The following is a 22,405-nucleotide window of genomic DNA, read 5'->3' as shown; positions in this document are numbered from 1 at the left end:
GCCAGACGTTCGGCTCCGGCCGGCCCGAGTCCCTCTCTCGCTGCGCCACGAGCGTCACCCGGCGCGGACGGTCGACGGACGGCGTCGGCGAGGTCCGCCGGCAGGTCTCCGCCGAGGGCGTGCAGCATCTCGGGCACCGTCGCCTCGCGCACCAGCTCGAGCGCACCGGCGTGGCCGAGGAGGCGGCAGGCGTAGTGCGCGACGGCGTCGGTCGGCTCGGCCAGGTGCGACCAGGCGACGCGCGCGCAGAGGTCCGCGCCCGCTGCGCCCGGCGCTGCGCGCGACGTCTCCGGGCCAGGCCGCGACAACGCGGTCGGCAGAGACGCGGAGGGACCGCGGTGATCAGGACGGGAACCGGCGACGGGGCTCATCGGACCTCCCCTCCCCGCAGTGCGAGCGCGAGCCCGATCTGCTCGGAGCCCGGACGCTCGCGCCCCTCGAGGTCCGCGAGGGTCCAGGCCACACGGAGCACGCGGTCGTGACCGCGCAGCGTGAGACGGCCGGACTCGACGGCGCGCTCGAGGAGCCGCCGATCGGCCCGGTCGGGTGCGAGCTCCCGGCGCAGGAGCGGTCCGGGGATCTGGGAGTTCAGCATCCACGGGCGATCGGCGAAGCGCCCAGCCTGGCGCTCGCGCGCCCGGCGGACCCGCTCGGCGATCACGGCGCTCGACTCCGGTGCCACTCCGGTCTCCTCCCGCTGCAGGTCGACGGGGCCGACGGCTATGCGCATGTCGACGCGGTCGAGGATCGGCCCGGACAGCCGCGCGAGGTAGCGGCGCCGCGCCATCGGCGTGCAGGAGCAGTCCTCCCCCTTGCCCCAGCCGCGTCCGCACGGGCATGGGTTCGCGGCGAGCACGAGCTGGAACCGCGCCGGATAGCGGGTCACGCCGCGAGCGCGGTGGAGGGTGATGTCCCCCGTCTCGAGCGGTTCGCGCAGGGCCTCGAGCACGCGGGCGGGGAACTCGGGGGCCTCATCCAGGAACAGCACCCCGGCATGCGCACGGGAGATCGCCCCGGGCAGGGCCACCCCGGCCCCTCCTCCGACCACCGCGGCGGGCGTGGACGTGTGATGCGGGTCCACGAACGGCGGGCGGCGCAGCAGCCCGCGCCGCGCGTCGAAGCGCCCCGCGATCGAGTGCACGGCGCTCACATCGAGGGCGTCGGCGTCCGTGAGGTCGGGCAGGATCGACGGGATGCGGGCCGCGATCATCGTCTTGCCGGCCCCCGGCGGCCCCGACATCAGCAGATGGTGCCCTCCGGCCGCGGCGACCTCGGCCGCCCGCCGCGCCTGGGCCTGACCGATCACGTCCGCGAAATCGAGCGGGACGGTCGGCACGAGGTCGTCGGGCTCCTCGGACGCCAGGACCGGAGCGAGCGGCCCCCGTCGCAGGCGTGCGCTCCCGCCGTGGTGGCGGACCACCTCGGCCAGGTCCTCGAGCGCCACGATCTCCAGGCCGTCGACGAGGCGGGCCTCCTCGGCGTTGCCCGCCGGGACCACCACCTGTGCGACCCCCTCGCGGCGCGCCGCCAGCAGCGAGGGCAGGATGCCGGGCACCGGACGCAGCCGGCCGTCGAGGCCCAGCTCGCCGAGGTGGACGACCCCGGCGGCACGGCTCGCGTCGAGCTCCTCCTGGGCGGCGAGGACGGCCACGGCGATCGCCAGATCGAAGCCCGATCCGGACTTCGGCATCCACGCCGGGCACAGGTTCACCGTGAGCCGACGCGCGGCGAGCGGGATCCCGATCCGCCCCGTCGCCCCGCGCACCCGGTCACGGGCCTGGAGCATCGAGGAATCGGGCAGGCCCACGACGGAGAACGCCGGCAGCCCGGCGCTCACATCGGCCTCGACCTCCACGACGGTGCCCTCGAGGCCGGTCAGCGCGACCGCGAGGGTCCGTCCCAGGCTCATGCCCCCACCGCCCGCAGCAGTTCGAGGCGCGCCGTCCCGTCGTCCGCGAACAGGACGGCCGCCACGTCGATCCGCACATCGCGGTGGGGCGGGGCGTTGTCGAGCAGGTAGTAGCCGACCAGGTGGCGCAGGCGGCGGACCTTGCGCGGGTCCACGGCCGCCTGCGGGAGCCCCGTCAGCAGGGTGCGCCGCGCCTTGACCTCGACGAACACGAGGGTCTCGCCGTCCAAGGCGATGATGTCGATCTCCCCGCGGGCGATCCGGTGATTGCGCTCGAGGAGCGTCCAGCCCAGCGCATCGAGATGCGCGGCGGCGAGGTCCTCCCCGTGGCGGCCCAGCTCGATGCGGGTCATGACGCGGACGTCGACGTCGGCGGACGGGATGAGGACGGGGGCGGTGACGATGGAGGTGCTCATGGCCCCAGCGTCCCGGGGCGGCGGCCCGCGGCCAAGGGGACGGGGCCCCGCTGTGGATGCCCCGGTCATGTGGAGGAACGGCGGCGCCCGCAGCGGGCATCGGCGTGATCCGGGCGCGTCCGGACCAGCGCCCGTCGCCGATCAGGGCGGGCCGATCAGGGCCAGCGCGTCAGGGCAGGGCGATGTCCGGCTTCGCGAGCTCCTCGACGTTGACGTCCTTGAACGTCACCACGCGCACCGAGCGCACGAAGCGGCTCGAGCGGTAGACGTCCCACACCCAGGCATCGGCGAGGGTCAGCTCGTAGAACACCTCGCCGCCGGCGCTGCGCACCTGCAGATCGACCTGGTTGCACAGGTAGAAGCGGCGCTCGGTCTCGACCACGTAGGTGAACAGCCCCACCACATCGCGGTATTCGCGGTAGAGCTGCAGCTCCATGTCGGACTCGTAGTTCTCGAGGTCCTGCGTGCTCACCGTGTCGCCTCCTGCGGGTCGGGCCGGGCGCCGGGCGCCCGCTGCGCGCCGGCGACGTCCGCGCTCCACAGTACGTCAGCGCGCAGGGCGGTCCGCACACCCAGGTTCCAGGAGCGACGGTGCTCCTCATGGACGCCGCAGCGCTCGATCGCCTCGCGGTGGGCGGCGGCGCCGTAGCCCTTGTTCGCGTCCCAGCGGTAGTCCGGGGCCGAGCGCGAGAGCTCGACCATGCGGGCGTCGCGGGCGACCTTGGCGAGCACGCTGGCCGCGGCCACGCTCGCGCAGTCGCGATCGGCCCCCACCCGCAGCGTCACGCGCGGGACGACCGCACCGGGCGCCGCGGCGGCCAAACGCCCGCTGAGGACATCCGCGCTGCCGTCGAGCACGATCGCATCGACCGGGCAGCCCAGGGCGTCGAGCGCGCGCAGCGCGGCCAGCGCGAGGGCCTCCATGATCCCGTGCTCGTCGATCTCGGCGGCGGAGGCCCAGCCGAGGCCGTGGGCGTGCGCGGCCTCCCCGATGGGCGCGACCAGGGCTTCGCGGCGCCGCGCGGTGAGCGCCTTGGAATCGCGGACGCCGACCGGCAGCGCCGCGACGGGCTCGCCGCCCGCGAAGCGCACGGCGCAGGCGCCGACGACGACGGGACCCGCGAGGGCCCCGCGCCCGACCTCGTCGAGGCCGACGACGACGCCGCTGCCACCGAGCTCGTCGATCAGGCCCCGCTCGACCTCGAGGGTCGGGTCGACGGCGGGGCGGCGTGCACGGGCCGCGGCCACGTCAGGCGGGGTCCGGGACGTCGGCGAAGGTGTCCTCGCCGCCGCCGAGACCGGTCCAGCGGGTCGCGGGCCACATGATCACGACGGCCTTGCCGGTGATGTCGGACTCGGGCACGAAGGCTGCCGAGGGGTCCTGGCCTGCGGCCATGAGCTCATGATCGTGGTATGCGGAGTCCGCCGAATTGAAGCGGTTGTCCCCCATCACCCAGACCTTGCCGTCGGGCACGGTCACGTCGAAGGCGTACTGGCACGCGCCGTTGTCCGGATTGATGTACGGCTCGTCGAGCGTCACGCCGTTGACCTGCAACGGTCCGCCCTCCTCGGCGCACACGACGTGATCGCCGGGCATGCCGATCAGGCGCTTGACCAGGTGGTCCTCCCCCGGGTCCGGGGCCAGGCCCACGTAGCTGAGCACCTTGGAGACCTTGTAGCGGGCGGTGTCGGCCCGGCCGGGATCATCGGCGATCCAGCCGAGCGAGTCCTCGAACACGACCACGTCGCCGCGCTCGAGGTCGAACACCCCGGGCGTCAGCTTGGAGACGAGGATCTTGTCGTCCGTCTCGAGGGTGGGGACCATCGAGGTGGACGGGATGAAGAACGGTTGGATCAGGAAGGTCTTGACCAGCACGGCGATCACGAGCGCGACCACGAGGGTCACGATGTAGTCGAGCCAGGAGCTGCGGCGGCGGGCGCGGCGACGGCCGTGCGAGCTCGCCGAGCGCGCGCTCGAGCGCGATCCGGCGGTGTCCGGGGAGTCGCTCGACTCCGACGCGGAGCCGTCCGTCGCGACGCCCTCCGCCGCGGAGCCCTCCGTGTCGAGGCTGCGCGGGTCGGTGCCGACCGAGTCGGTGTCGTCCGAGTCGGGCGCGGTGCTGGTCTCGTTCATCCTGGCGATCCTATCGACGGCACCTGCCCGGAGCGCGCGAGCGGCCAGACGATGCGAGTGACCTCACCGACGACGCGCTCGCGCGGCACCATCCCGCCGCCCGGCGAGCCGAGGTGATCGCGCGAGTCCGCGGAGTCGGCGCGGGCATCCCCCAGCAGAAACATCGCGCCGTCGGGAACCTCGACGTCGAAGGGCACATCGCTCGGGGCCTTGCCCGGGGCGAGGTAGAGCTCGTCCAGCACGGCGCCGTTGACCGTGATGCGCCCGGCATCGTCGCAGCAGCGCACCCGGTCCCCGCCCACGCCGATCACGCGCTTGACCCAGTAGCGGCGGCCGTCCTCCCCGGGCCCGAAGTAGCCGGTGCCGTCGAAGACCACGACCTCGCCCCGGCGGGCGGTGCCCCGCTGGGTCCGGTCCACGAGCAGGACGTCCCCCTCCTCGAGCGTCGGGGCCATCGAGGAGCTGGGCACCCAGAACGTCTGCACGACGAAGTGCCGGACGCCGAGCACGCCCAGCAGCACGGCGATGACGACGACGGCGGCGACCCTGAGGGGCCGCCGCCGTCGCGGGGCGTGCTCGTCCTCGCCGCGGAGGGCGGGTGCGGTCACGCGCTGTTCTCGTCGCTCGAGACGATCCGGGGGATGCCGCGGATCAGGAGTGCGAGCGCTTCTCCTTGATGCGGGCCTTCTTGCCGGTGAGGCCGCGCAGGTAGTACAGCTTGGCGCGGCGGACGTCGCCGCGGGTCATGACCTCGATCTTGTCGATCGTGGGGGCGTGCACCGGGAAGACGCGCTCGACGCCCACGCCGAAGGACACCTTGCGGACGCGGAAGGTCTCGCGGATGCCGTCGCCCTGGCGGGCGATGACGTAGCCCTGGAAGACCTGGATGCGGGAGCGGTTGCCCTCGACGACCTTCACGTGGACCTTGACGTTGTCGCCCGGACGGAAGTCGGGGACGTCGTCGCGCATCTGCGCCTTGTCGAGCTCATCGAGCTTCTGCATGTTCTCTCTCCAGCCTCCGCCTCAGGTCGGACGCGTGCTCAGATGGTCGGTCGGCGATCGCCGACCGTCCGCTGCGGACCATCGTTCGGGTCGCGCCCTGCGCTCGCGCGCGTCAGGCACTGCCGGTGTGCTGGGCCTCTGGCCGCGACTCCCATCGCGACGGACCTGCCCGGCCGCTTCGTGCGCATCTCCCCTGAGGCAGGGATGCGCGCGGCATGCACGAGGGTTCATTGTGCCAGCGCCGCGCGGGCCCGGCAAGACGCGACGGCAGTGGAAGCGCTGGTCAGGCGCTCACGGCCGTGTCGGGTGCGTCACCCGCCCCGTGCTGCTGCGCTCCCTCGCGACAGGAGATGAGGTCGGGCCGGCGCTCGGCCGTGCGGGCGAGCGACTGCTCGGCGCGCCAGGCGGCGATGCGCGCGTGATTGCCGGACAGCAGCACCTCGGGCACCTCGCGGACGGTCCCGTCGGGCCCCGTCCAGGCCGCGGGCCGCGTGTACAGCGGGTACTCGAGGAGGCCGTCGGAGTGGGACTCCTCGACCAGGGAGGCGGCGTTGCCGACGACCCCGGGGACCAGGCGCACCACGGCCTCGGTGATCGCGAGGACCGCAACCTCCCCGCCGTTGAGCACGTAGTCGCCCAGGCTCGCGAGGGCGACCTCGATGCCGGCATCGGCCAGGTGCTCGTAGACCCGCTCGTCGATGCCCTCATACCGCCCGCAGGCGAAGACGAGCCACGGGCGCGTCGACCAGTCCTGCGCGGTGGCCTGCGCGAACGGCTCCCCGGCCGGGTTCGGGAAGATGACGAGCGGGCTCGCGTCCTCGCCGAGCGCAGCGCGGCCGTCGGCGAGGACGGCCGCGAAGGCCTCCGCCCACGGCTCGGGCTTCATGACCATTCCGGCGCCGCCGCCCAGCGGGGTGTCGTCGACGGTCCGGTGGCGATCGTGGGTGAAGTCGCGCAGCTGGTGGATGCGCAGGTCGACGAGCCCGTCGCGCCGGGCCTTGCCGATGAGGGAGAGCTCGAGCGGCGCGAGGTACTCGGGGAAGATCGTGATGACGTCGATGCGCACGGCTCAGACCCCGGTGCTCTCGGGCGACTCCGTGCTCTCGGGGCACTGCGTGTCCTCAGGGGACTGCGTGTCCTCGGAGGGCCCCGCGCCCTCGGAGGTCTCGTCGTCGTCCTCGGGCAGGTCCTCGAAGAGGCCCCCGGGAGGATCGGCGAGCACGATGCCGGCCTCGACGTCGACCTCGGGCACGAGCTCGGCGACGAAGGGCAGCATGACGCGGCCGCGGCCGGGTGCGCGGACGATGAGCATGTCCTGGGCCGGGTAGTGCTCGAGGTCGACGACGACCCCGAGGTCGCGGCCATCGACGTGGCGGACGGTCAGGCCTGTGAGCTCGGAGGGGTACCAGGCGTCGGGGTCCTCCTGGGCCTCCTCCTCGCGGTCGAGCTCGAGCTCGAGGTCGACGCCGCGCAGGGCCTCCGCCTCGGTCCGGCCGGTCACCTCGGCGAAGCGGGCGTACCAGCGGCCCTGCTGGGTGCGGGTCGAGGCGACGGTGAGGGTGTCCGGAGCGCCGTCGGCGTCGACGGAGAACGCCGTGCCGGCTGCCAGGCGCTCGGCGGGCTGGTCGGTGCGGAGGATGAGCGCGACCTCGCCGCGCAGGCCGTGGGCCTTGCCGACGGTCGCCACGACCACGTGCACAGAGGTCATCGGGAATCTCCTGGGGTGTGTCGGTGGAGCGATCACGGGGCGGGGATGCGCGAAGGGCGGCACCGGTGGTCGGTGCCGCCCTTCGCGATCATGCTCGGGTGCGTGGCCTCAGCGCCGGTCGACGTCGACGATGTCGACGCGGATCGGCTCATCGGACAGGGCGCTGGTCACGGTGCGCAGGGCGCGGGCCGTGCGGCCGCTGCGGCCGATGACGCGGCCGAGGTCCTCGGGGCTGACCCGGACCTCGAGCAGAGGGCCGCGCCGCGTGGACTTCTCGGCGACGCGGACGTCGTCCGGGTTGTCCACGATGCCGCGGACCAGGTGGTCGAGGGCTTCGGCGCGAGCGCTCATGTCAGGCCTCGTCGGAGGTCGCCTCGGCGGCCTCCTCGGTGCTCTCGGCGGCGGGGGCCTCATCGGCGGACTCGGCGGCCTCGTCCTCGGCGGGCTTCTCGGCCTCGGCCTTGGCCTTGGCGGCCTCCTCGCGCTTGGCGGCGGCGGCCTTGTCGGCCTCGGCGATCGCATCCTCGGCGGAGGTCTTGGCCTCGGCGGTCTTCAGGGTGCCGGCGGTGTCGCCCTCGCCCGTGAACTTGGCCCAGTCACCGGTGACCTTGAGGATCGCGGCGACCTGCTCGGTCGGCTGCGCGCCGACGCCGAGCCAGTACTGCGCGCGCTCGGAGTCGACCTCCATGACCGAGGGGTTCTCGGTGGGGTGGTACTTGCCGATCTCCTCGATCACGGCGCCGTCGCGCTTCTTGCGCGAGTCGGCCACGACGATGCGGTAGTACGGTGCACGGATCTTGCCCATGCGCTTCAGACGGATCTTGACGGCCACGTGTGGCGCTCCTTCGGAGATGTTCGGGTGAGCCTCGACGCTGCCTGTGGGGTCATGCGGGCGCTGTCGATGCTCGGGGTGCCGCGTCCCGGCGGGTAGAGGGCCGGCCAGGACGCATACAGCCGACCAGTATGCCAGGGCCGCGGCGGGGGTGCCAGACGCTCGCCCCGGGCTCACTGCGTGATGTGCCCCGCTCCACACCGCCCGGGCCGCGGTGGCACGGAGCGATGGACGGCGCGACGGGGCGACGGGGCGACGGGGCGACGGGGCGACGGGGCGCTGCCGACGGATGGAGTGTCTCAGCCCGCTCGCTCGGCGCCGCTGCGGAGCTGCTCGGCGACGGCGATGAGCGCCGCGTCGACCCGCTCGCGGTCCCAGCCGCCGATGCCGGGGGCGGCCTGTCGGGGTCGTGCCGCGGTCAGGGCGGCGAGGGCGGCGACGCAGCGATCGGCCTCCTCCCTTCCCCCGGCGAGCGCCGTGCGGACCTCGGCCACGACGGCCTCGATGTCCGCGACCTCGTAGTCGTCCTCGCCGATCGGAGCGGGGAACGCCTCGTCCAGGATCGCCGCCACCCGCGAGGTCGGTGTCTCGTCCACGACGGGCGGCCCCGCGGCGTCTACCTCCGGGAACGACTCGGCGAACGCTGCCGGCTCGGCCGCAGACCCCACCCCGGCCCCAGCCTCGGCCGCCGGCGACACGGCCTCGGCGATGCCGACGACGACACCGTTCAGGAACAGGTCGACGTCCTCGCATGCGTAGCCGCGCCCGAAGCCCATGGTCGCGAAGCGCGCGTCGCGGGCATGAGCGGAGAGCTCCTCGCGGTCCGCGGGGCCGGCACTGCGCAGACGATCGGCCATGGCATCGCACCAGGCGTCGACATCAGCCGGACGGTACGGTTCGCATCGCGGGCCGTCGGGAAGCGCGTCCCCTCGATCTGCTCAGCGATCCGCGCCAGTGCCTCGTGCATCGTCCCCTCCTCGGTCATCGTCCCGTCCGCAGCCCTGCCATCGCCCCGGCTTCGACGGCGATCCGTCCTGCGACCATCACGATCCCCGGTTCCCGCAGCGCCCGGTGGTCGGTCCGCGGGTCCTGCTCGACCACCACGAGGTCCGCCGGGGAGCCGTCCTCGAGGCCGGGCGCGCTGAGGAGCTCCCGGGGCCCCCAGATCGCGGCATCGAGGACTCCGAGCGGATCGATGCCGCAGGCGGCGATCTCGTCGAGCTCGTCGTGGACGATCCCGTGGCCGAGCACTCCCCCGGCGTCGGTGCCGACCAGGAGGCGGATCCCGGCGTCGTGGGCGTCCCGGGTCCGCTCGTACCGCCGCTCCCGCAGGCGTCGCATGTGCGCCGCGTAGTCGGGGAACTTGGCCTCGCCCTGGACGGCGTAGTCCTCGAAATGCCCGACGTTCACGAGGGTCGTGACGACGGGGACACCGGCGGCGGCCGCTCGCGCGATCGTCTCGTCGGTCAGGCCCGTCGCGTGCTCGAGGCAGTCGAAGCCGGCGTCGAGCAGCAGCGGCAGCGTGTCCTCGGCGAAGGTGTGCGCCGTGATCCGGGCGCCGTGCTCGTGGGCTGCCGACGCGGCGCGGGCGAAGGCGGGGCCGTCGAAGGTCGGCGTGAGGTCGCCGGCGCCGCGGTCGATCCAGTCGGCCACGAGCTTGACCCAGCCGTCCGAGGCGTCGGCCTGGGCGGCGACGGCGTCGGCCAGCTCCTCGGGCTCGACCTCGTGGGCATAGCCGATGAGGTAGCGCCGGGTGCGGGCGACATGGCGGCCGTGGCGGATGATCCGCGGCAGGCCCGGCTCGGCCTGGAGCGGGCTCGTGTCGATGATCGAGCCGGCATCGCGGATGAGGGTCACGCCCGTGGCCAGGTCGGTGCGCGCCTGGGCGCGGGCCTCGGCGAGGCTCGTGCCGCGCCCGTCGTCGCCGATGCCGATGTGGCAGTGGAGGTCCGCGAGACCGGGGACGACGAAACCGTCGATGCGGCGCACCTCGGCGCCCGCGGGCAGGTCGGGGCGCTCATGGCGGATCCGCCCGTCGACCACCCAGGCCTCGGGCAGCTCCGCATCGGGGCCGATGATGATCGGCCCGGTCAGGTGGACGACGGGCCCGCCTGTCGGATCCGGCGCGGAGTATGGGGCCTCGGTCGCGCGGCGGCGGGAGGCGGCGACATGGGCGGACAGGTCCTCGGGACCGTATGCGGTTGCGGGCAGGTCCTCGGGACCAGGGGCGGCGGGCGTGGTCGCCGTCGACGTGTCGTCCATCGGGCCAGTCTCCCATCGTGCCCCGCTCGCGACCAGGGCATGCGCCGCCCCAGGCGGGCGCCCCCACCTCGATCGAGACCGCAGGGCGCCGCCATACCGCAGAGGAGGAAGCACCAGCACCAGCGTCCCCCTCTCGCGACGGCTGACGACTCGCCACGCCGCACCCCCCGTCTGCCCCGACGACGAGATCGACGAAACGAGCCGAACAGCGCCTCGAGACACAGGAAACGAGCCGCAGAAGTGGCACATTTCGACGATCTCGGCGAGGGACCGAGCGAACGCCGGTTCCTCCACCCCTCCGGTCACCGCTCGAGCGCCGCGGACAGGCGCAGGAAGAACGCATCCGGGACCCGTAGATCATCGGCGGTGATCCGCAGGATGACCCAGCCGAGCCGGTGCAGCATCTCGTCCTTGTGCCTGTCGCGCCGCCACTGCGCACGGTCGACACGATGCTGATCGCCGTCGTACTCGATGGCGACCCGGAGGACAGGGAAGGCGAGATCCAGGATCACGAGCGATCCCGTGAGCGGATCGCGCACCTCGAGGTTCGGCGTCGGCTCCGGGTACCCGGCCCGGACGAGGAGCAGCCGCGTGCGGGTCTCCATCGGTGACCACACGCGCTCGCGGGCATCGCCGGCCGCATCGCGGACGCGCTGCGCTCCACGGCCCTGCAGGTCGGCGGCCACCTCCCGGATCCGAGCGAGCGGCATCTGCGGGATCGCGGTCCCCCGACCCGCAAGGGCATCGAGGGCGATGACCCTCTCGTTGTGCGTCATCCGCGCCGTGAGCTCCTGGAGGACGACCACCGGATGCGAGACGAGGAGACCGCGGACGCGATAGCGCAGCGGCGGGTCCGACGGGTGGGCATGCACGAGGCGGCCGCGCCTCACCCGCCCGCCGGCACCGCTTCGGCAGTGGATCAGCGCGCCGCCTGCACGGGTGAGATGCATCGGCAGCGGGAGCCCCAGCAGCTCGGCCGCGCTCTCGTGGCTGATCGTCGCACCGGGCATCCGGCGCACCTGGAGGACGCGGGCGATCTCGTGCAGCGATGCCGGGGCGTCGGCGCGGGTGTAGCAGCCGGGGAGCACCCGGAGGAGGGTGCCCGAGGTGAACAGACGCGAGTGCGCGCCGCGCTCGAGGAGGTCCGCACGGGTGTACACGCGCCCGGGTTCCAGATCGTCAGCGTGCAAGGCCATGCCCGGACGCTAGGCGGTGCAGACCCGGAGCCGCGCTCGATCGGGAGGCCCGGTGGAGAAGTCGGCGTGGGGAGGAAGCGTTGGCGGCCTGGTCGGATCTGACCAGAACGCGGAAATGAGCCATTTCGGGCCGCGAGACACACGAAGTGAGCCGTCTGAACGGCTCATTTCGAGGTTCTCATCCCACGCGGCACCGCGAGGGGCATCATCCCGGAACCGGCACCGCCCCCACGGGAGCACACCGCCGACCCACCCGCGCCGCTGCCCACCGCGGGGCACGCCGCCGACGCAGGAGGGCTAGCGCCCAATGAAGCGGGACGGTCAGCGTCCACCGACGCGGAAGGGGCAACGCCCGCTGGCGCAGAGGGGCAACGCCCGCCGGCGCAGGAGGGGCAACGCCCGCCGGCGCAGGAGGGCCAGCGCCCGCGGGCGGCAGACCGCCGGGTCAGCGCCCGCCGGCGCAGGAAAGTCAGCGCCCGCCGAACATCCCCCGCAGCTCCTTGGGCAGCTGGTTCGGGTCGATGTCGGAGAGGTCGGGCATCTGGCCGCCGCCGAAGTGGCCGCCCTGCGGGACCTGGCCGCCGCCGAACGCGGAGCCCTTGGACTCCTGCGCCTTCTTCTCCGCCTCGGCGAGCTCGCGCGCGGCCTTGGCGGGGTTCTTCGACTTGGCCTTCTTCTTGGGGCCCTGCGGCGCCTGGCGCCCGCGGCTCTTCTTGCCGAAACCGGCGCCCGGCATGCCCGGCATCCCCGGCATGCCGCCGCCCATGGAGCGCATCATCTGCTGGGCCTGCTTGAAGCGCTCGAGCAGCTGGTTGATCTCGCCGACGCTCGTGCCGGAGCCCTTGGCAATGCGGGCGCGGCGCGAGCCGTTGATGAGCTTGGGGTCGCGGCGCTCGGCGGGCGTCATCGACTGGATCATCGCCTCGATGCGGCCGATCGAGGATTCGTCGAAGCTCTCGAGCTGCTCGCGGTACTGCCCCATGTTCGGGAGCATCCCGAGCATCTTCTTGAGGCTGCCCATGTTCTTGAGCTGCTGCATCTGCGTCAGGAAGTCGTCGAGCGTGAAGTCCTCTCCGCTCGCGAGCTTCCCCGCCATCTTCTCGGCCTGGGCCTGGTCGAACGTCCGCTCGGCCTGCTCGATGAGCGACATGACGTCGCCCATGTCGAGGATGCGCCCGGCCATGCGGTCCGGGTGGAAGCGCTCGAAGTCGCCCAGCTGCTCGCCGGTCGAGGCGAACAGGATGGGGCGCTCGGTCACGCCCGTGATCGACAGGGCGGCGCCGCCGCGGGCGTCGCCGTCGAGCTTGGACAGCACCACGCCGGTGAAGCCGACGCCGTCGCGGAAGGCCTCGGCCACGCGCGCGGCGTCCTGGCCGATCATCGCGTCGACGACGAACAGGGTGTCGTGGGGATGGATCGCGTCGCGGATGTCCCGCGCCTGCTGCATCATCTCCTCGTCGACGCCGAGGCGGCCGGCGGTATCGACGATCACCACGTCGTGCTGCTGGAACTGGGCGTTCGAGACGCCGTTCATCGCCACCAGCACCGGGTTGCCGACGCCGTTTCCGGGCTCGGGCGCGAAGACGGGCACGCCCGCGCGCTCGCCGACGATCTGCAGCTGGGTGACGGCGTTGGGGCGCTGGAGGTCCGCCGCGACCAGCATCGGCGTGTGGCCCTGGTCCTTCATCCACTTCGCGAGCTTGCCCGCGAGCGTGGTCTTGCCGGCGCCCTGGAGGCCCGCGAGCATGATCACGGTGGGCGGGTTCTTGGACCAGTGCAGCTCGCCGGTCGCGCCGCCGAGCACCTGGATCAGCTCGTCGTGGACGATCTTGACGACCTGCTGGGCCGGGTTCAGGGCCTTGGAGACCTCCTCGCCCAGGGCGCGCTCGCGCACCTTCCCCGTGAACTCGCGGACGACCGGAACCGCGACGTCGGCGTCGAGCAGGGCGCGCCGGATCTCGCGGATGGTCTTGTCGACGTCGGCCTCGGACAGGCGGCCGTGGCCGCGCAGCCCCTTGAGGGACGCGGTGATGCGATCGGAGAGGTTGTTGAACACGTCTGCGCTTCCCCTTGGTGTCGGAACCGCACCAGTCTAGCCAGCGCCGCGCGCCCTCCCCCGGCCCACCGCTGCGCCGTGTGGGCGAGGCCTCGCCGCGCTGTGCGGCGTTCGACGGAGGGGGCAGGCGGAGAGGCCAGCCAGGAGGAAGGCGGAATGGTCAGGCGGAGGGGCCAAGCAGGAGGCAGTCGGAAGGGTCGGGCGGAGGGGTCAGGCGGAGGCGGCGTCCATGAGCGCAGAGATGAGACGTCCGACGACGGGGGCCTCGAGCTCGCGGCCTTTCGCGTCGGTCACGTAGAGCACGTCGACGGCGCGGCGTCCGAGGGTGACGACGTGCGCGCTGCGGACGTTCAGGCGGTGGGCCGTGATCATCTCGGCGACGTCCGCCAGCAGGCTCGGCCGGTTGGCGGCGTTGACCTGGATGACGGTGGCCCCGTCGGAGGCCCCCGGCAGGAGGGTGACCACGGGGATCTCCTCGCTGGTGCGGGCCGGGGCGCCGGGCGGGACGTCGAGGACGCGCGCGGCCGGGTCGGTGCGCCGCGCGATCTCCCGGGCCAGGGCGGAGCGCAGCGCCGTGGGATGGGGCAGGTCCGCGGGGCGCCCGTTGACCCACCAGGTGTCCACGGCCACGCCGTCGATCGTGGAGACGACGGCGGAGCGCACGTCGATGCGGTGACGCGCGAGCACGCGGGCCATCGCGGCGAACACGCCCGGGGCGTCGGGGGCGCCGAGGCAGATCTGCGAGACGTGGCCCTCCCCCGTCGGCGCCGGGTAGAGCACCTGGGCGGCGCCGGTGCGCCGCACGGCCTCCAGCACTGCGCGCTCGACGGCCGGCTGGGGGGCGAGGAACTCCTGGGGGCCGCCCAGGGAGCCCGCCAGCGAGGCCCGGGCCCGGTCCGTCAGGTGGTCGACGAGCGAGGCGCGCCAGGTGGACCAGGCGGCGGGCCCGGCGGCGCGGGCATCGGCCTCGGTGAGCGCGCGCAGCAGCTCGAGTCGACGCGCGTCGCCGCCGATGGCCTCGAGCAGGGCCGCGAGCGTCGCCGGATCCGAGGGGTCCCGCCCCGTGGCGGTCTCCACCAGCGTGAGGTGCTCGCGCACGAGATCGGCGACGATGGCGGCATCCGCGTCGGAGAAGCCGAGCCCGAGGGCCGCCTCGCGGGCGAGCGGCGCCCCCTCGCGGGCATGGTCGCGGGCTCCGGCGCGCTTGCCGAGGTCGTGCAGCAGGGCGGCGACGAGCAGCAGGTCGGGCCGGTCGACGCGGGGCAGCAGCGCCTGCGCCTCGAGCACGGTCTCGATCTGGTGGCGGTCGACGGTGAAGCGGTGCACGGGCGAGCGCTGCGGGCGGTTGCGCACCCCCTCCCACGCGGGGATCCACGCCGTGACGATGCCGTGGACGTCGAGGGCCTCGTAGACGTCGGCCAGGTGCTGGCCCGCGAGGGCGTCGACGAGGACGTCGCGCTGGGCGACGGTCAGCGGCAGGGCGGGCGGGTCCGCGGCGAGGCGGGCGAGCGTCGCGTCCGTGAGCGGCAGACCGGTGACCGCCGCGTGCCGGACCGCCGCCAGCTCCCGCACCGGGTCCTCGACCCGCGGATCCACGGAGATCTCCCCGGCCTGGACGACGACGCCGTGCTCGAGCCGGGTCAGCTGGGGACGGCGCTCGGCCCCGGTGCCGATGGTGGCGCGGCCGCCCGGGGCCGCGGCCGCCTGGGCGGCCCGCACCCCGCGATGCAGCTCCCAGGAGATCGTCCGCGACGCCTCCGCGAGGTGGGCGAGGTGGTCGTCGGCATCGTCGACGCTGCACAGCGCGGCGACCGCGTCCTGGTCCGGGCGCCCCAGGCGCGTGCCGGAGCGCCCGGTCACGGCCTGCAGCGCGTCGCGGGCGTCCAGCAGGACCTCGGCGGCGCGGTCGACCGCGACGTGGTCGTGGTCGGCGAGCCAGCTTCCCGCGAGCGCGCGGATCATCGTCACGTCCCGCAGCCCGCCGCGGTCGGACTTCAGGTTCGGCTCCGAGGAGTGGGCGAGGGCGGCGTAGCGGGAGGCGCGGTCCTCGGCGAGGTCGATCAGCTCGGTGCGGCGCCGCCTCGCCTGGGTGCGCCAGACGCGCCGCACCCGGGCTTGGGAGTCCTCGACCAGCGCCCCGTCGCCGGCGAGCAGGCGCAGGTCGAGCAGGGCGATGGCCGCCCGGAGGTCGTCGTGGGCGACCTCCTCGTTCTGCGCGGGGCTGCGCACCGCGTGGTCGAGCGACGTTCCGGAGTCCCAGATCGGGTACCACAGGGCCCCGGCGAGCGCGGCGGCCTCCCGCTCCCCCACGCGCTCGGGATCGACGAGCAGCACGAGATCGAGGTCGCTCGCGGGCCCCAGGTCGCGGCGGCCGAGGGAGCCGATCGCGGCGAGCGCCGCTCCCTGCGCGGGCGCTCCGGCCTCGACCCAGCGCTCGACCAGCCAGGCATCGACGAGGTCGGCGTGCTCGGCGCGCCGGAGGGGGCCGGTGCGGTCGCCGCCGAAGCCCGTGTGGAGGACATGGTCCAGCCGCAGCGCGGGCAACGCCCGATGGCCCCGGGCCGCTTCAGCCGACGGTGCGCTCGGCGCGGTCGGGTCAGAGCGCACCGGGGCCTTCCTCGCCGGTGCGGACCCGCACGACGCGGCCGACGTCCGTCGACCAGACCTTGCCGTCGCCGATGCGCCCGCTGCGGGCGCTCGCGACGATCACCTCGACGAGACCGGGCTCGTCGGCGTCGTCGGCGAGGATCTCCAGCTTGATCTTGGGGATCGTGTCGATGCGGTACTCGGCACCTCGGTAGACCTCGGTATGGCCGCCCTGGCGCCCGTAGCCGGCGACCTCGCTGATGGTGAGGCCGGCGACGCCCGCCTCGCGCAGCGCGTCGGTGACGGCCTCGAGGGCGTGGGGCTGGATGACTGCGGTGATGAGCTTCATCGGACGTCTCCTCCGGTCGGGGCAGGGGTGCGGTCGGCGGCGGTCGGCGCGGGAGCCGGGGCCGGCTCGATGCGCACGGGGCGACGGTCCCGCCGCGAGGCGAGGGAGCCGACGAGATCGTATCCGGCCTCGGCGTGACGGCTGATGTCGATCCCGGCGCGCTCCTCGGCGGGCGTGATCCTCCAGCCGACGGTGGCGCGCAGCACGAGGGCGATGGCGAGCGTCACGACGCCCGAGACGATGATCGCGGCGATCGCGACGACGGTCTGCACGACGAGCTGGGCCGCGCCGTGCCCGTACAGCAGGCCGGTGTCCACCGAGAGCAGGCCCACCAGCACGGTGCCGACGATCCCGCCGGTGAGGTGCACGCCGACGACGTCGAGGGAGTCGTCGATGCCGACACGGTGCTTGAGCGGGACCACGAGGGCGCAGACGGCGCCGGCGACGGCCCCCAGCGCGATCGCGCCGAGCGGGCTGACGGCCGCGGCGGCGGGCGTGATCGCGACGAGGCCCGCGACGATGCCGGAGGCGACGCCGAGCGAGGTGACGTGGCGGTCCCGGATCCGCTCGACGAGCGCCCAGCCGAGGGCGGCCGCGGCGGTTGCGACGGTGGTGGTGACCCAGGCGAGCCCGGCGGTCGCGTCGGCGGTCCCGGCGCTGCCCGCGTTGAAGCCGAACCAGCCGAACCACAGCAGCGCGGCGCCGAGCATCACGAGGGGCAGGTTGTGGGGCTTCATCGCATCGGTCCCGAAGCCGAGGCGGGGGCCGACGACGAGCGCGAGGACCAGCCCGGCCATGCCGGCGTTGATGTGGACGACGGTGCCTCCGGCGAAGTCGATGGGCGCGACGGCCGCGACGGCGTCGGCGCCGCTGCCGGTGGTCCCGAACATCCAGGCGGCGAGGGAGTCCGCGGATCCCGACAGGATCCCCCCGCCCCAGACCATGTGCGCGAGCGGGGCGTAGCACAGCGGGATCCAGGCGGCGACGAACAGCACCCAGGTGCGCAGGCGGACCCGGTCGGCGATCGCACCGGAGATGAGGGCGGCGCCGATGATCGCGAAGGTCATCTGGAAGCCGGCGGCGACGAGGAAGGGGACGCCGGAGCCCGCGAGCAGGGATTCGGCGTCCTCCCCGTGCAGCCCGAGGTGACTCAGCGGGTCGCCGATGATCCCGCCGATGTCGCTGCCGAAGGCGATCGAGTAGCCGCACACGGTCCAGACGATCGCTCCGACCGCGATGGCGGTGAACGACATGAGCATCATGTTGAGCACGGTGCGGGCGCGCACCATGCCGCCGTAGAAGAGGGCGAGCGCGGGTGTCATGAGCAGGACCAGCGAGGCGCTCATGAGCAGCCAGGCGGTGGCCCCCGTGTCTAGGGTGAAGGGATCCATGCGGGCTCCTGGGTCCTCGTGCGGAGCCGGACGCGTCCGGCGCGGCCCGCCAGCCGAGCCGTGCCCCGAGCATGCGAGCATCCACGGCGCCGCCGCTCGCCAGGGATGCCCCGTGACCTTTCCGTGACCTTCCGTCTCAGAGGGCGGACCGCATCGGGCACGGGATCGGCCCGGTCGCGCCGAGGAGGCGGGGCCGGGCCGATCGCTGCGGGATGCCGCGCGGATGCGGCACCGCATCCGGACGGGCTCGCGGCGCGCGAGGAGCGGTTGGGCTCGCGGCGCGGAGAACGGGCCGACCGAGGTGCCGACGCGGCCGGGGGCCGCCGAGGGGACTGCGGCTCAGTCGCCGAGGAGCGCGTCCACGAAGCCGTGGGCGTCGAAGGGGGCGAGGTCGTCCATGCCCTCGCCCAGCCCCACCATCTTCACGGGGACGCCGAGCTCGCGCTGGACGTTGACGACGATGCCGCCCTTGGCGGTGCCGTCGAGCTTGGTGAGCACCAGGCCGGTGACGTTGACGGCCTCGGAGAAGACCCGTGCCTGCTGCATGCCGTTCTGGCCGGTGGTGGCGTCGAGGACGAGGAGCACCTCGTGCACCCCCACCCCGTGGAGGGCCTTCTCGGTGACTCGGCGCACCTTGCCGAGCTCGTCCATGAGGCCCTTCTTGTTCTGCAGGCGCCCGGCCGTGTCGATGATGACCACGTCGACGCCCTCGGCGATGCCCTCCTTGACGGCGTCGAAGGCGACCGCGGCCGGGTCGGCGCCGTCCTTGTCGGAGCGGACGGTGCGCACGCCCACGCGGGAGCCCCAGGTCGCGAGCTGGTCCGCGGCGGCGGCGCGGAAGGTGTCCGCGGCGCCGAGGACGACGGTGCGGCCCTCGGCCACGAGCACGCGCGCGAGCTTGCCGACGGTCGTGGTCTTGCCGGTGCCGTTGACGCCGACCATGAGGATCGCCGACGGGACGACGGTGCCGTCCTCCGCAATCTGCGAGGTCGCGGCGAGGCGGCGGTCCATGGCGGGGTCGACGAGGGCCACGAGCTCCTCGCGCAGGACCTCGCGGACGGCGCTGGGATCGGAGCCGCCGAGGACCTGCATGCGGCGGCGCAGGTTCTCCATCAGCTCGTCGGTGGGGCCGGGGCCGAGGTCCGCGAGCAGCAGCGTCTCCTCGATCTCGTCCCAGGTGTCCTCGTCGACCACGTCGCGGGACAGCAGACCCAGGACGCCGCGGCCGATGCTGCCCGAGCGCGAGAGGCGGTCCCGCAGGCGCACCATGCGGTCGGCGGCGGGCTCGGGCTCCTCGAGGGGCGGGGTCTGGGAGGCCTGCTCGGGCGCGGGGACCTCGACGCCCTCGGGGGCCTCGGGCAGCGCGGGCGCGTTGGGGCGGACGGCAGCGCCGGTGGGCTCTGCCGCATCCGGGAGGGTCGGCGTCTCGGCGTCGGCCGCGGCGTCGGGGCGATCCTCGACGGCGGTCGAGCCGCTGGCCGCGGAGGCGGAGGACGACGGCTCGAGGGTGTCCGACCAGGTGGGGGCGGCGGGGCGCTCCCGGGTGGCGGTCGCGGTGCCGCCGCGGCTCTCGGCGCCGTCGTCGGACGGCTTCTTCCCGCGGCCCCGGAGGATCGCCCAGGTGCCGCCTCCCAGGACGGCGACGCCGCCGATCGCGGCTCCGACGATCTCGACGAGGGTTACGGGATCCACAGCCACCTCCGTGCTCGGGCGCCGCCGGGCGCGGCGCGGCCACGGACGAGTCTAGGGGGTGCGGTCTGCGATCACGCGACCCGCCCGGTCAGGGGCGCTCAGGCGTCAAGAGCATGCGGGCGTCAGGAGCGCTCGCGCCTCGGGGATGCTCCGGCGACCGCCGCGACGGAATCACGCCGAGACGGGCTCAGGGCCGCGACGGGCTCAGGGCCGCGACGGGCTCAGGAGCGTGCGCCTTGGCTGCGCGAGGTGTGGCGATCGAGCGCGGACGTCTCGCGGTGGCGCTCCCAGTGGGGCTTGGCGACCACGGCGAGGAGACCGCAGGCGATCGCGAGGGCTGCGAGGAAGAAGGCGATGACGGGTCCCATGGCCTTATCATCGCCGATCGGATCCGTGCAGTCACGCCGCCGCGCGGCGCGTCGCCGTGTTCATCGCGCCACATGGGCGTGCGCGCCGACGAAGGCTCGACGCGAGCACCGGACGCGGACGAGCCGAGGCATCGAGCGCGGTCAGCCCAGCTCGGGGAACCAGATCGCGATCTCGCGGGCGGCGGACTCGGGCGAGTCGGAGCCGTGCACCAGGTTCTGCAACACCGGGGCGTCCCACTGGCGGCCGAGGTCGCCGCGGATCGTGCCGGGGGCGGCGGTGGTCGGATCCGTGGTGCCGGCGAGCGAGCGGAAGCCCTCGATGACGCGCTCGCCCTCGGCGACGACGGCCACGAGCGGGGACGCGGCCATGTACTCCACGAGCGGGGCGTAGAACGGCTTGCCCTCGTGCTCGGCGTAGTGGGCGGCGAGCTCCTCGGCGGTCGCGGTCCGCTGGGCCAGGGCCACGATCGTGTACCCCTTGGCCTCGATGCGGCGAAGGATCTCCCCGCGCAGGGCGCGCTCGACGGCGTCGGGCTTGAGCAGGATCAGGGTGCGCTCGGTCGTCATGGGCGCCACCCTACCGGGACGGCGCCGGGCGTCGCGCCGGTGCCGCTCAGCTCGCGCGGTCCGCCCCGCCGCCCGCAGCGGAGTCCTCGGCGGCGCGCTCTGCGAGCACGCGGGCGTCGACGGCGTCCTTCTCCGCGTCCCAGCGATGCCCGCGGATCACCCCGTAGACGTACAGCAGCGCGAAGGCGGGCCCCAGCACCCACATCGCGGGGATCACCGCGCCCATGGCGATCATCGGGATCTGCAGCAGAGCCCCGAGGACGTAGGGCCAGGCGCCGCGGCGCAGCAGCCCGGCGGTCGCCAGCAGCGCGAGCCCGGTGGAGCCGGCGAGCGCCCACGTCACGCCGCGGTGCTCGGGCACGAGCTGGTGGGCGGCGAGCGCGGCGAACAGGACCACGAGCGCCTCGATCGTGAGCGTGGTCGCCGAGAGCATCCGCTGGGCGCCGTGGGGCCGGGCGGACGGGGTGAGGTCGAGCGGCATCGGGGTCCCTCTCACGCCTCGTCGTCGCCGAGGCCCAGGAGCTCGCGGACCTCCGCGGCCAGGGTGACGGAGCCGGCCACGACCACGCCTCCGAACTCGCCGCCGCGCTGCTCGGCGAGGTCCACGGCGGCCTGGATGGCGTCGGGCAGGCTCGCGGCCTCGGTGACGCGGTCGGGGTCGTCGAAGATGTCGCGGGCGATGTCGGCCAGGCGATCGGCGGGGATCGCGCGGGGCGAGGAGGACTGCGTGACGACGATGTCGTCGCAGAGCGGCTCGAGGATCTCGAGGATCCGGTCGGCCTCCTTCTCCTGCAGGATCCCGACCACGCCGACGGTGCGCGTGAAGCGGAAGTTCTCGCGGACGGTCTCGACCAGGACGGCGGCCCCGTCGGGGTTGTGCGCGGCGTCCAGCAGGACGGTCGGCGCCTGGCGGGCGACCTCGGCGCGTCCGGGGCTCGTGACCTCGGCGAGCGCGGTCACGAGGACGTCGGAGGACAGCGGGGTCTCGCCGTCGCCCAGCAGCGCCTCGCACGCGGCGACGGCCAGGAGCGCGTTGTGCGCCTGATGCTCGCCGAGCAGGCCGAGGAACACCTCGTCGTAGCGCGCCGCGATGCCCTGGAGTGTCAGCAGCTGGCCGCCGACGCCGGGGGTGCGCTCGAGGACCGCGATCTGCTCCTCCTCGAAGGCGGCCTGCGCGCCGAGCTCGATCACGCGCTCGCGCAGGACGTCGGCCGCCTCGGCGTAGCGCTGGGAGCCGATGACCGCGAAGGCGTCGGCCGTGAGGATCCCGGCCTTCTCCCCCGCGATGTCGGCGATGTCGTCGCCCAGATACTCCTGGTGGTCGTAGGAGATCGCGGTGATCACGCAGACGTCGGGGTCGACGGCGCCGGTCGCGTCCCAGGTGCCGCCCATGCCGGTCTCGACGACGGCGACGTCGACGGGGGCGCTCGCGAAGGCCTGGTAGGTCATGGCGATGACGACCTCGAAGAAGGTCATGCGCGGGCCGCCGGCGGCGAGGGACTCGGCGTCGACCATCTCGATGAATGGCTCGACGTCGCGGTAGGCCTGGACGAAGCCCTCCTCGGAGATCGAGGCGCCGTCGATGGCGATGCGCTCGACGGGCGAGCGCAGATGGGGGCTCGTCGCGCGCCCCGTCCGCAGGCCCGCCTCCCGCAGGATCCGCTCGATGATGCGGGCGGTGGTCGTCTTGCCGTTGGTGCCGGCGATGCGGATGGTCCGGTACCCGTTCTGCGGGTCGCCCATGAGCTCCATGGCGCGGCGGATGCGGCTGAGGTCCGGCTCGATGCGGTTCTCGGGCGCGCGCTCGAGCAGCGCCGCGTAGACCTCGCGGAGCTCTTCGGACATGACCGGCGGGGCGGGACGACGGGGCACGGGGCCTCCTGGATCACGCGCTGCGACGTGGAGCCCAGCAGGATCTTCCCGATGGGCGTGCGCTT

Annotated in this window: 23 protein-coding genes; all 23 read right to left on the bottom strand. The window is 74.0% G+C overall.

Features of this window, described 5'->3' with window-relative positions; genetic code table 11:
• Positions 1–367: 367 nt before the first annotated feature.
• The 23 genes from FM110_RS03015 to FM110_RS02910 all read right to left on the bottom strand — a co-directional run bounded on the left by FM110_RS03015 (position 368) and on the right by FM110_RS02910 (position 22,313).
• Complete coding sequence (locus FM110_RS03015) at positions 368–1,909, bottom strand: YifB family Mg chelatase-like AAA ATPase (RefSeq protein WP_087102543.1); 1,542 nt, start codon at positions 1,907–1,909, stop codon at positions 368–370.
• Positions 1,906–2,325, bottom strand: coding sequence for a YraN family protein (locus FM110_RS03010; RefSeq protein WP_234991869.1), 420 nt, complete (start codon positions 2,323–2,325; stop codon positions 1,906–1,908). Before FM110_RS03010 ends, FM110_RS03015 begins: the two co-directional genes overlap by 4 nt.
• A 169-nt stretch (positions 2,326–2,494) precedes the next feature.
• Entirely contained in the window at positions 2,495–2,797 is a 303-nt protein-coding gene (locus tag FM110_RS03005; protein WP_087102541.1) for a DUF2469 domain-containing protein, read from the bottom strand.
• Positions 2,794–3,573 (bottom strand): ribonuclease HII, encoded by a 780-nt coding sequence (locus FM110_RS03000; protein WP_087102539.1) that lies wholly within the window; start codon positions 3,571–3,573, stop codon positions 2,794–2,796. The genes FM110_RS03005 and FM110_RS03000 overlap by 4 nt, the downstream gene beginning before the upstream one ends.
• Position 3,574: 1 nt before the next feature.
• Complete coding sequence (lepB, locus tag FM110_RS02995; RefSeq protein ID WP_087102537.1) at positions 3,575–4,459, bottom strand: signal peptidase I; 885 nt, start codon at positions 4,457–4,459, stop codon at positions 3,575–3,577.
• Positions 4,456–5,067 (bottom strand): signal peptidase I, encoded by a 612-nt coding sequence (gene lepB / locus FM110_RS02990; protein WP_087102535.1) that lies wholly within the window; start codon positions 5,065–5,067, stop codon positions 4,456–4,458. The genes lepB (FM110_RS02995) and lepB (FM110_RS02990) overlap by 4 nt, the downstream gene beginning before the upstream one ends.
• A 43-nt stretch (positions 5,068–5,110) precedes the next feature.
• Positions 5,111–5,461: a 50S ribosomal protein L19 gene (rplS, locus tag FM110_RS02985; RefSeq protein WP_087102533.1), complete on the bottom strand. Its 351-nt coding sequence runs from the start codon at positions 5,459–5,461 to the stop codon at positions 5,111–5,113.
• A 283-nt stretch (positions 5,462–5,744) separates the two neighbouring features.
• The gene (gene trmD / locus FM110_RS02980) at positions 5,745–6,527 is read right to left on the bottom strand and encodes a tRNA (guanosine(37)-N1)-methyltransferase TrmD (protein WP_087102531.1); all 783 of its coding nucleotides are present in this window, start codon (positions 6,525–6,527) and stop codon (positions 5,745–5,747) included.
• Positions 6,528–6,530: 3 nt separating this feature from the next.
• Positions 6,531–7,169, bottom strand: a complete 639-nt coding sequence (rimM, locus tag FM110_RS02975) for a ribosome maturation factor RimM (RefSeq protein ID WP_087102529.1) — start codon at positions 7,167–7,169, stop codon at positions 6,531–6,533.
• 108 nt (positions 7,170–7,277) lie between these two features.
• The gene (locus FM110_RS02970; protein WP_087102527.1) at positions 7,278–7,520 is read right to left on the bottom strand and encodes an RNA-binding protein; all 243 of its coding nucleotides are present in this window, start codon (positions 7,518–7,520) and stop codon (positions 7,278–7,280) included.
• A gap of 1 nt (position 7,521) precedes the next feature.
• Positions 7,522–8,001 carry a 30S ribosomal protein S16 gene (gene rpsP / locus FM110_RS02965; RefSeq protein ID WP_087102526.1) on the bottom strand — a complete coding sequence of 160 codons (480 nt, stop codon included), beginning with the start codon at positions 7,999–8,001 and terminating at the stop codon, positions 7,522–7,524.
• 299 nt (positions 8,002–8,300) lie between these two features.
• Positions 8,301–8,858 (bottom strand): hypothetical protein, encoded by a 558-nt coding sequence (locus FM110_RS02960; protein WP_087102525.1) that lies wholly within the window; start codon positions 8,856–8,858, stop codon positions 8,301–8,303.
• A 124-nt stretch (positions 8,859–8,982) separates the two neighbouring features.
• The gene (locus FM110_RS02955; RefSeq protein WP_143276227.1) at positions 8,983–10,263 is read right to left on the bottom strand and encodes an amidohydrolase family protein; all 1,281 of its coding nucleotides are present in this window, start codon (positions 10,261–10,263) and stop codon (positions 8,983–8,985) included.
• A 302-nt stretch (positions 10,264–10,565) separates the two neighbouring features.
• Positions 10,566–11,459 (bottom strand): DUF559 domain-containing protein, encoded by an 894-nt coding sequence (locus FM110_RS02950; RefSeq protein ID WP_143276226.1) that lies wholly within the window; start codon positions 11,457–11,459, stop codon positions 10,566–10,568.
• 469 nt (positions 11,460–11,928) lie between these two features.
• Positions 11,929–13,515: a signal recognition particle protein gene (gene ffh / locus FM110_RS02945; RefSeq protein WP_087102521.1), complete on the bottom strand. Its 1,587-nt coding sequence runs from the start codon at positions 13,513–13,515 to the stop codon at positions 11,929–11,931.
• A gap of 210 nt (positions 13,516–13,725) precedes the next feature.
• The gene (locus FM110_RS02940; protein WP_087102519.1) at positions 13,726–16,059 is read right to left on the bottom strand and encodes a [protein-PII] uridylyltransferase; all 2,334 of its coding nucleotides are present in this window, start codon (positions 16,057–16,059) and stop codon (positions 13,726–13,728) included.
• 52 nt (positions 16,060–16,111) lie between these two features.
• Positions 16,112–16,450, bottom strand: coding sequence for a P-II family nitrogen regulator (locus tag FM110_RS02935; protein ID WP_087102517.1), 339 nt, complete (start codon positions 16,448–16,450; stop codon positions 16,112–16,114).
• Complete coding sequence (locus FM110_RS02930; RefSeq protein ID WP_087102515.1) at positions 16,447–17,841, bottom strand: ammonium transporter; 1,395 nt, start codon at positions 17,839–17,841, stop codon at positions 16,447–16,449. The genes FM110_RS02935 and FM110_RS02930 overlap by 4 nt, the downstream gene beginning before the upstream one ends.
• A gap of 339 nt (positions 17,842–18,180) precedes the next feature.
• A complete protein-coding gene (gene ftsY / locus FM110_RS02925) occupies positions 18,181–19,533 on the bottom strand; it encodes a signal recognition particle-docking protein FtsY (protein ID WP_087102513.1) in 1,353 nt (450 codons plus the stop codon).
• Between the two features lie 221 nt (positions 19,534–19,754).
• Positions 19,755–19,901, bottom strand: coding sequence for a hypothetical protein (locus tag FM110_RS14055; RefSeq protein WP_159457960.1), 147 nt, complete (start codon positions 19,899–19,901; stop codon positions 19,755–19,757).
• Between the two features lie 141 nt (positions 19,902–20,042).
• Positions 20,043–20,468: a nucleoside-diphosphate kinase gene (gene ndk, locus FM110_RS02920; RefSeq protein ID WP_087102511.1), complete on the bottom strand. Its 426-nt coding sequence runs from the start codon at positions 20,466–20,468 to the stop codon at positions 20,043–20,045.
• A 46-nt stretch (positions 20,469–20,514) separates the two neighbouring features.
• The gene (locus FM110_RS02915) at positions 20,515–20,964 is read right to left on the bottom strand and encodes a DUF4233 domain-containing protein (RefSeq protein WP_234991868.1); all 450 of its coding nucleotides are present in this window, start codon (positions 20,962–20,964) and stop codon (positions 20,515–20,517) included.
• Positions 20,961–22,313 (bottom strand): bifunctional folylpolyglutamate synthase/dihydrofolate synthase, encoded by a 1,353-nt coding sequence (locus FM110_RS02910; protein WP_087102507.1) that lies wholly within the window; start codon positions 22,311–22,313, stop codon positions 20,961–20,963. The genes FM110_RS02915 and FM110_RS02910 overlap by 4 nt, the downstream gene beginning before the upstream one ends.
• Between the last annotated feature and the right edge of the window lie 92 nt (positions 22,314–22,405).

It is taken from the genome of Brachybacterium nesterenkovii, assembly GCF_900163655.1.
In the GTDB taxonomy this organism is placed as follows: Bacteria; Actinomycetota; Actinomycetes; order Actinomycetales; family Dermabacteraceae; genus Brachybacterium; species Brachybacterium nesterenkovii.
Note: the sequence above shows the minus strand (reverse complement) of the source record. Positions and strands in the feature narration are given on the sequence as shown.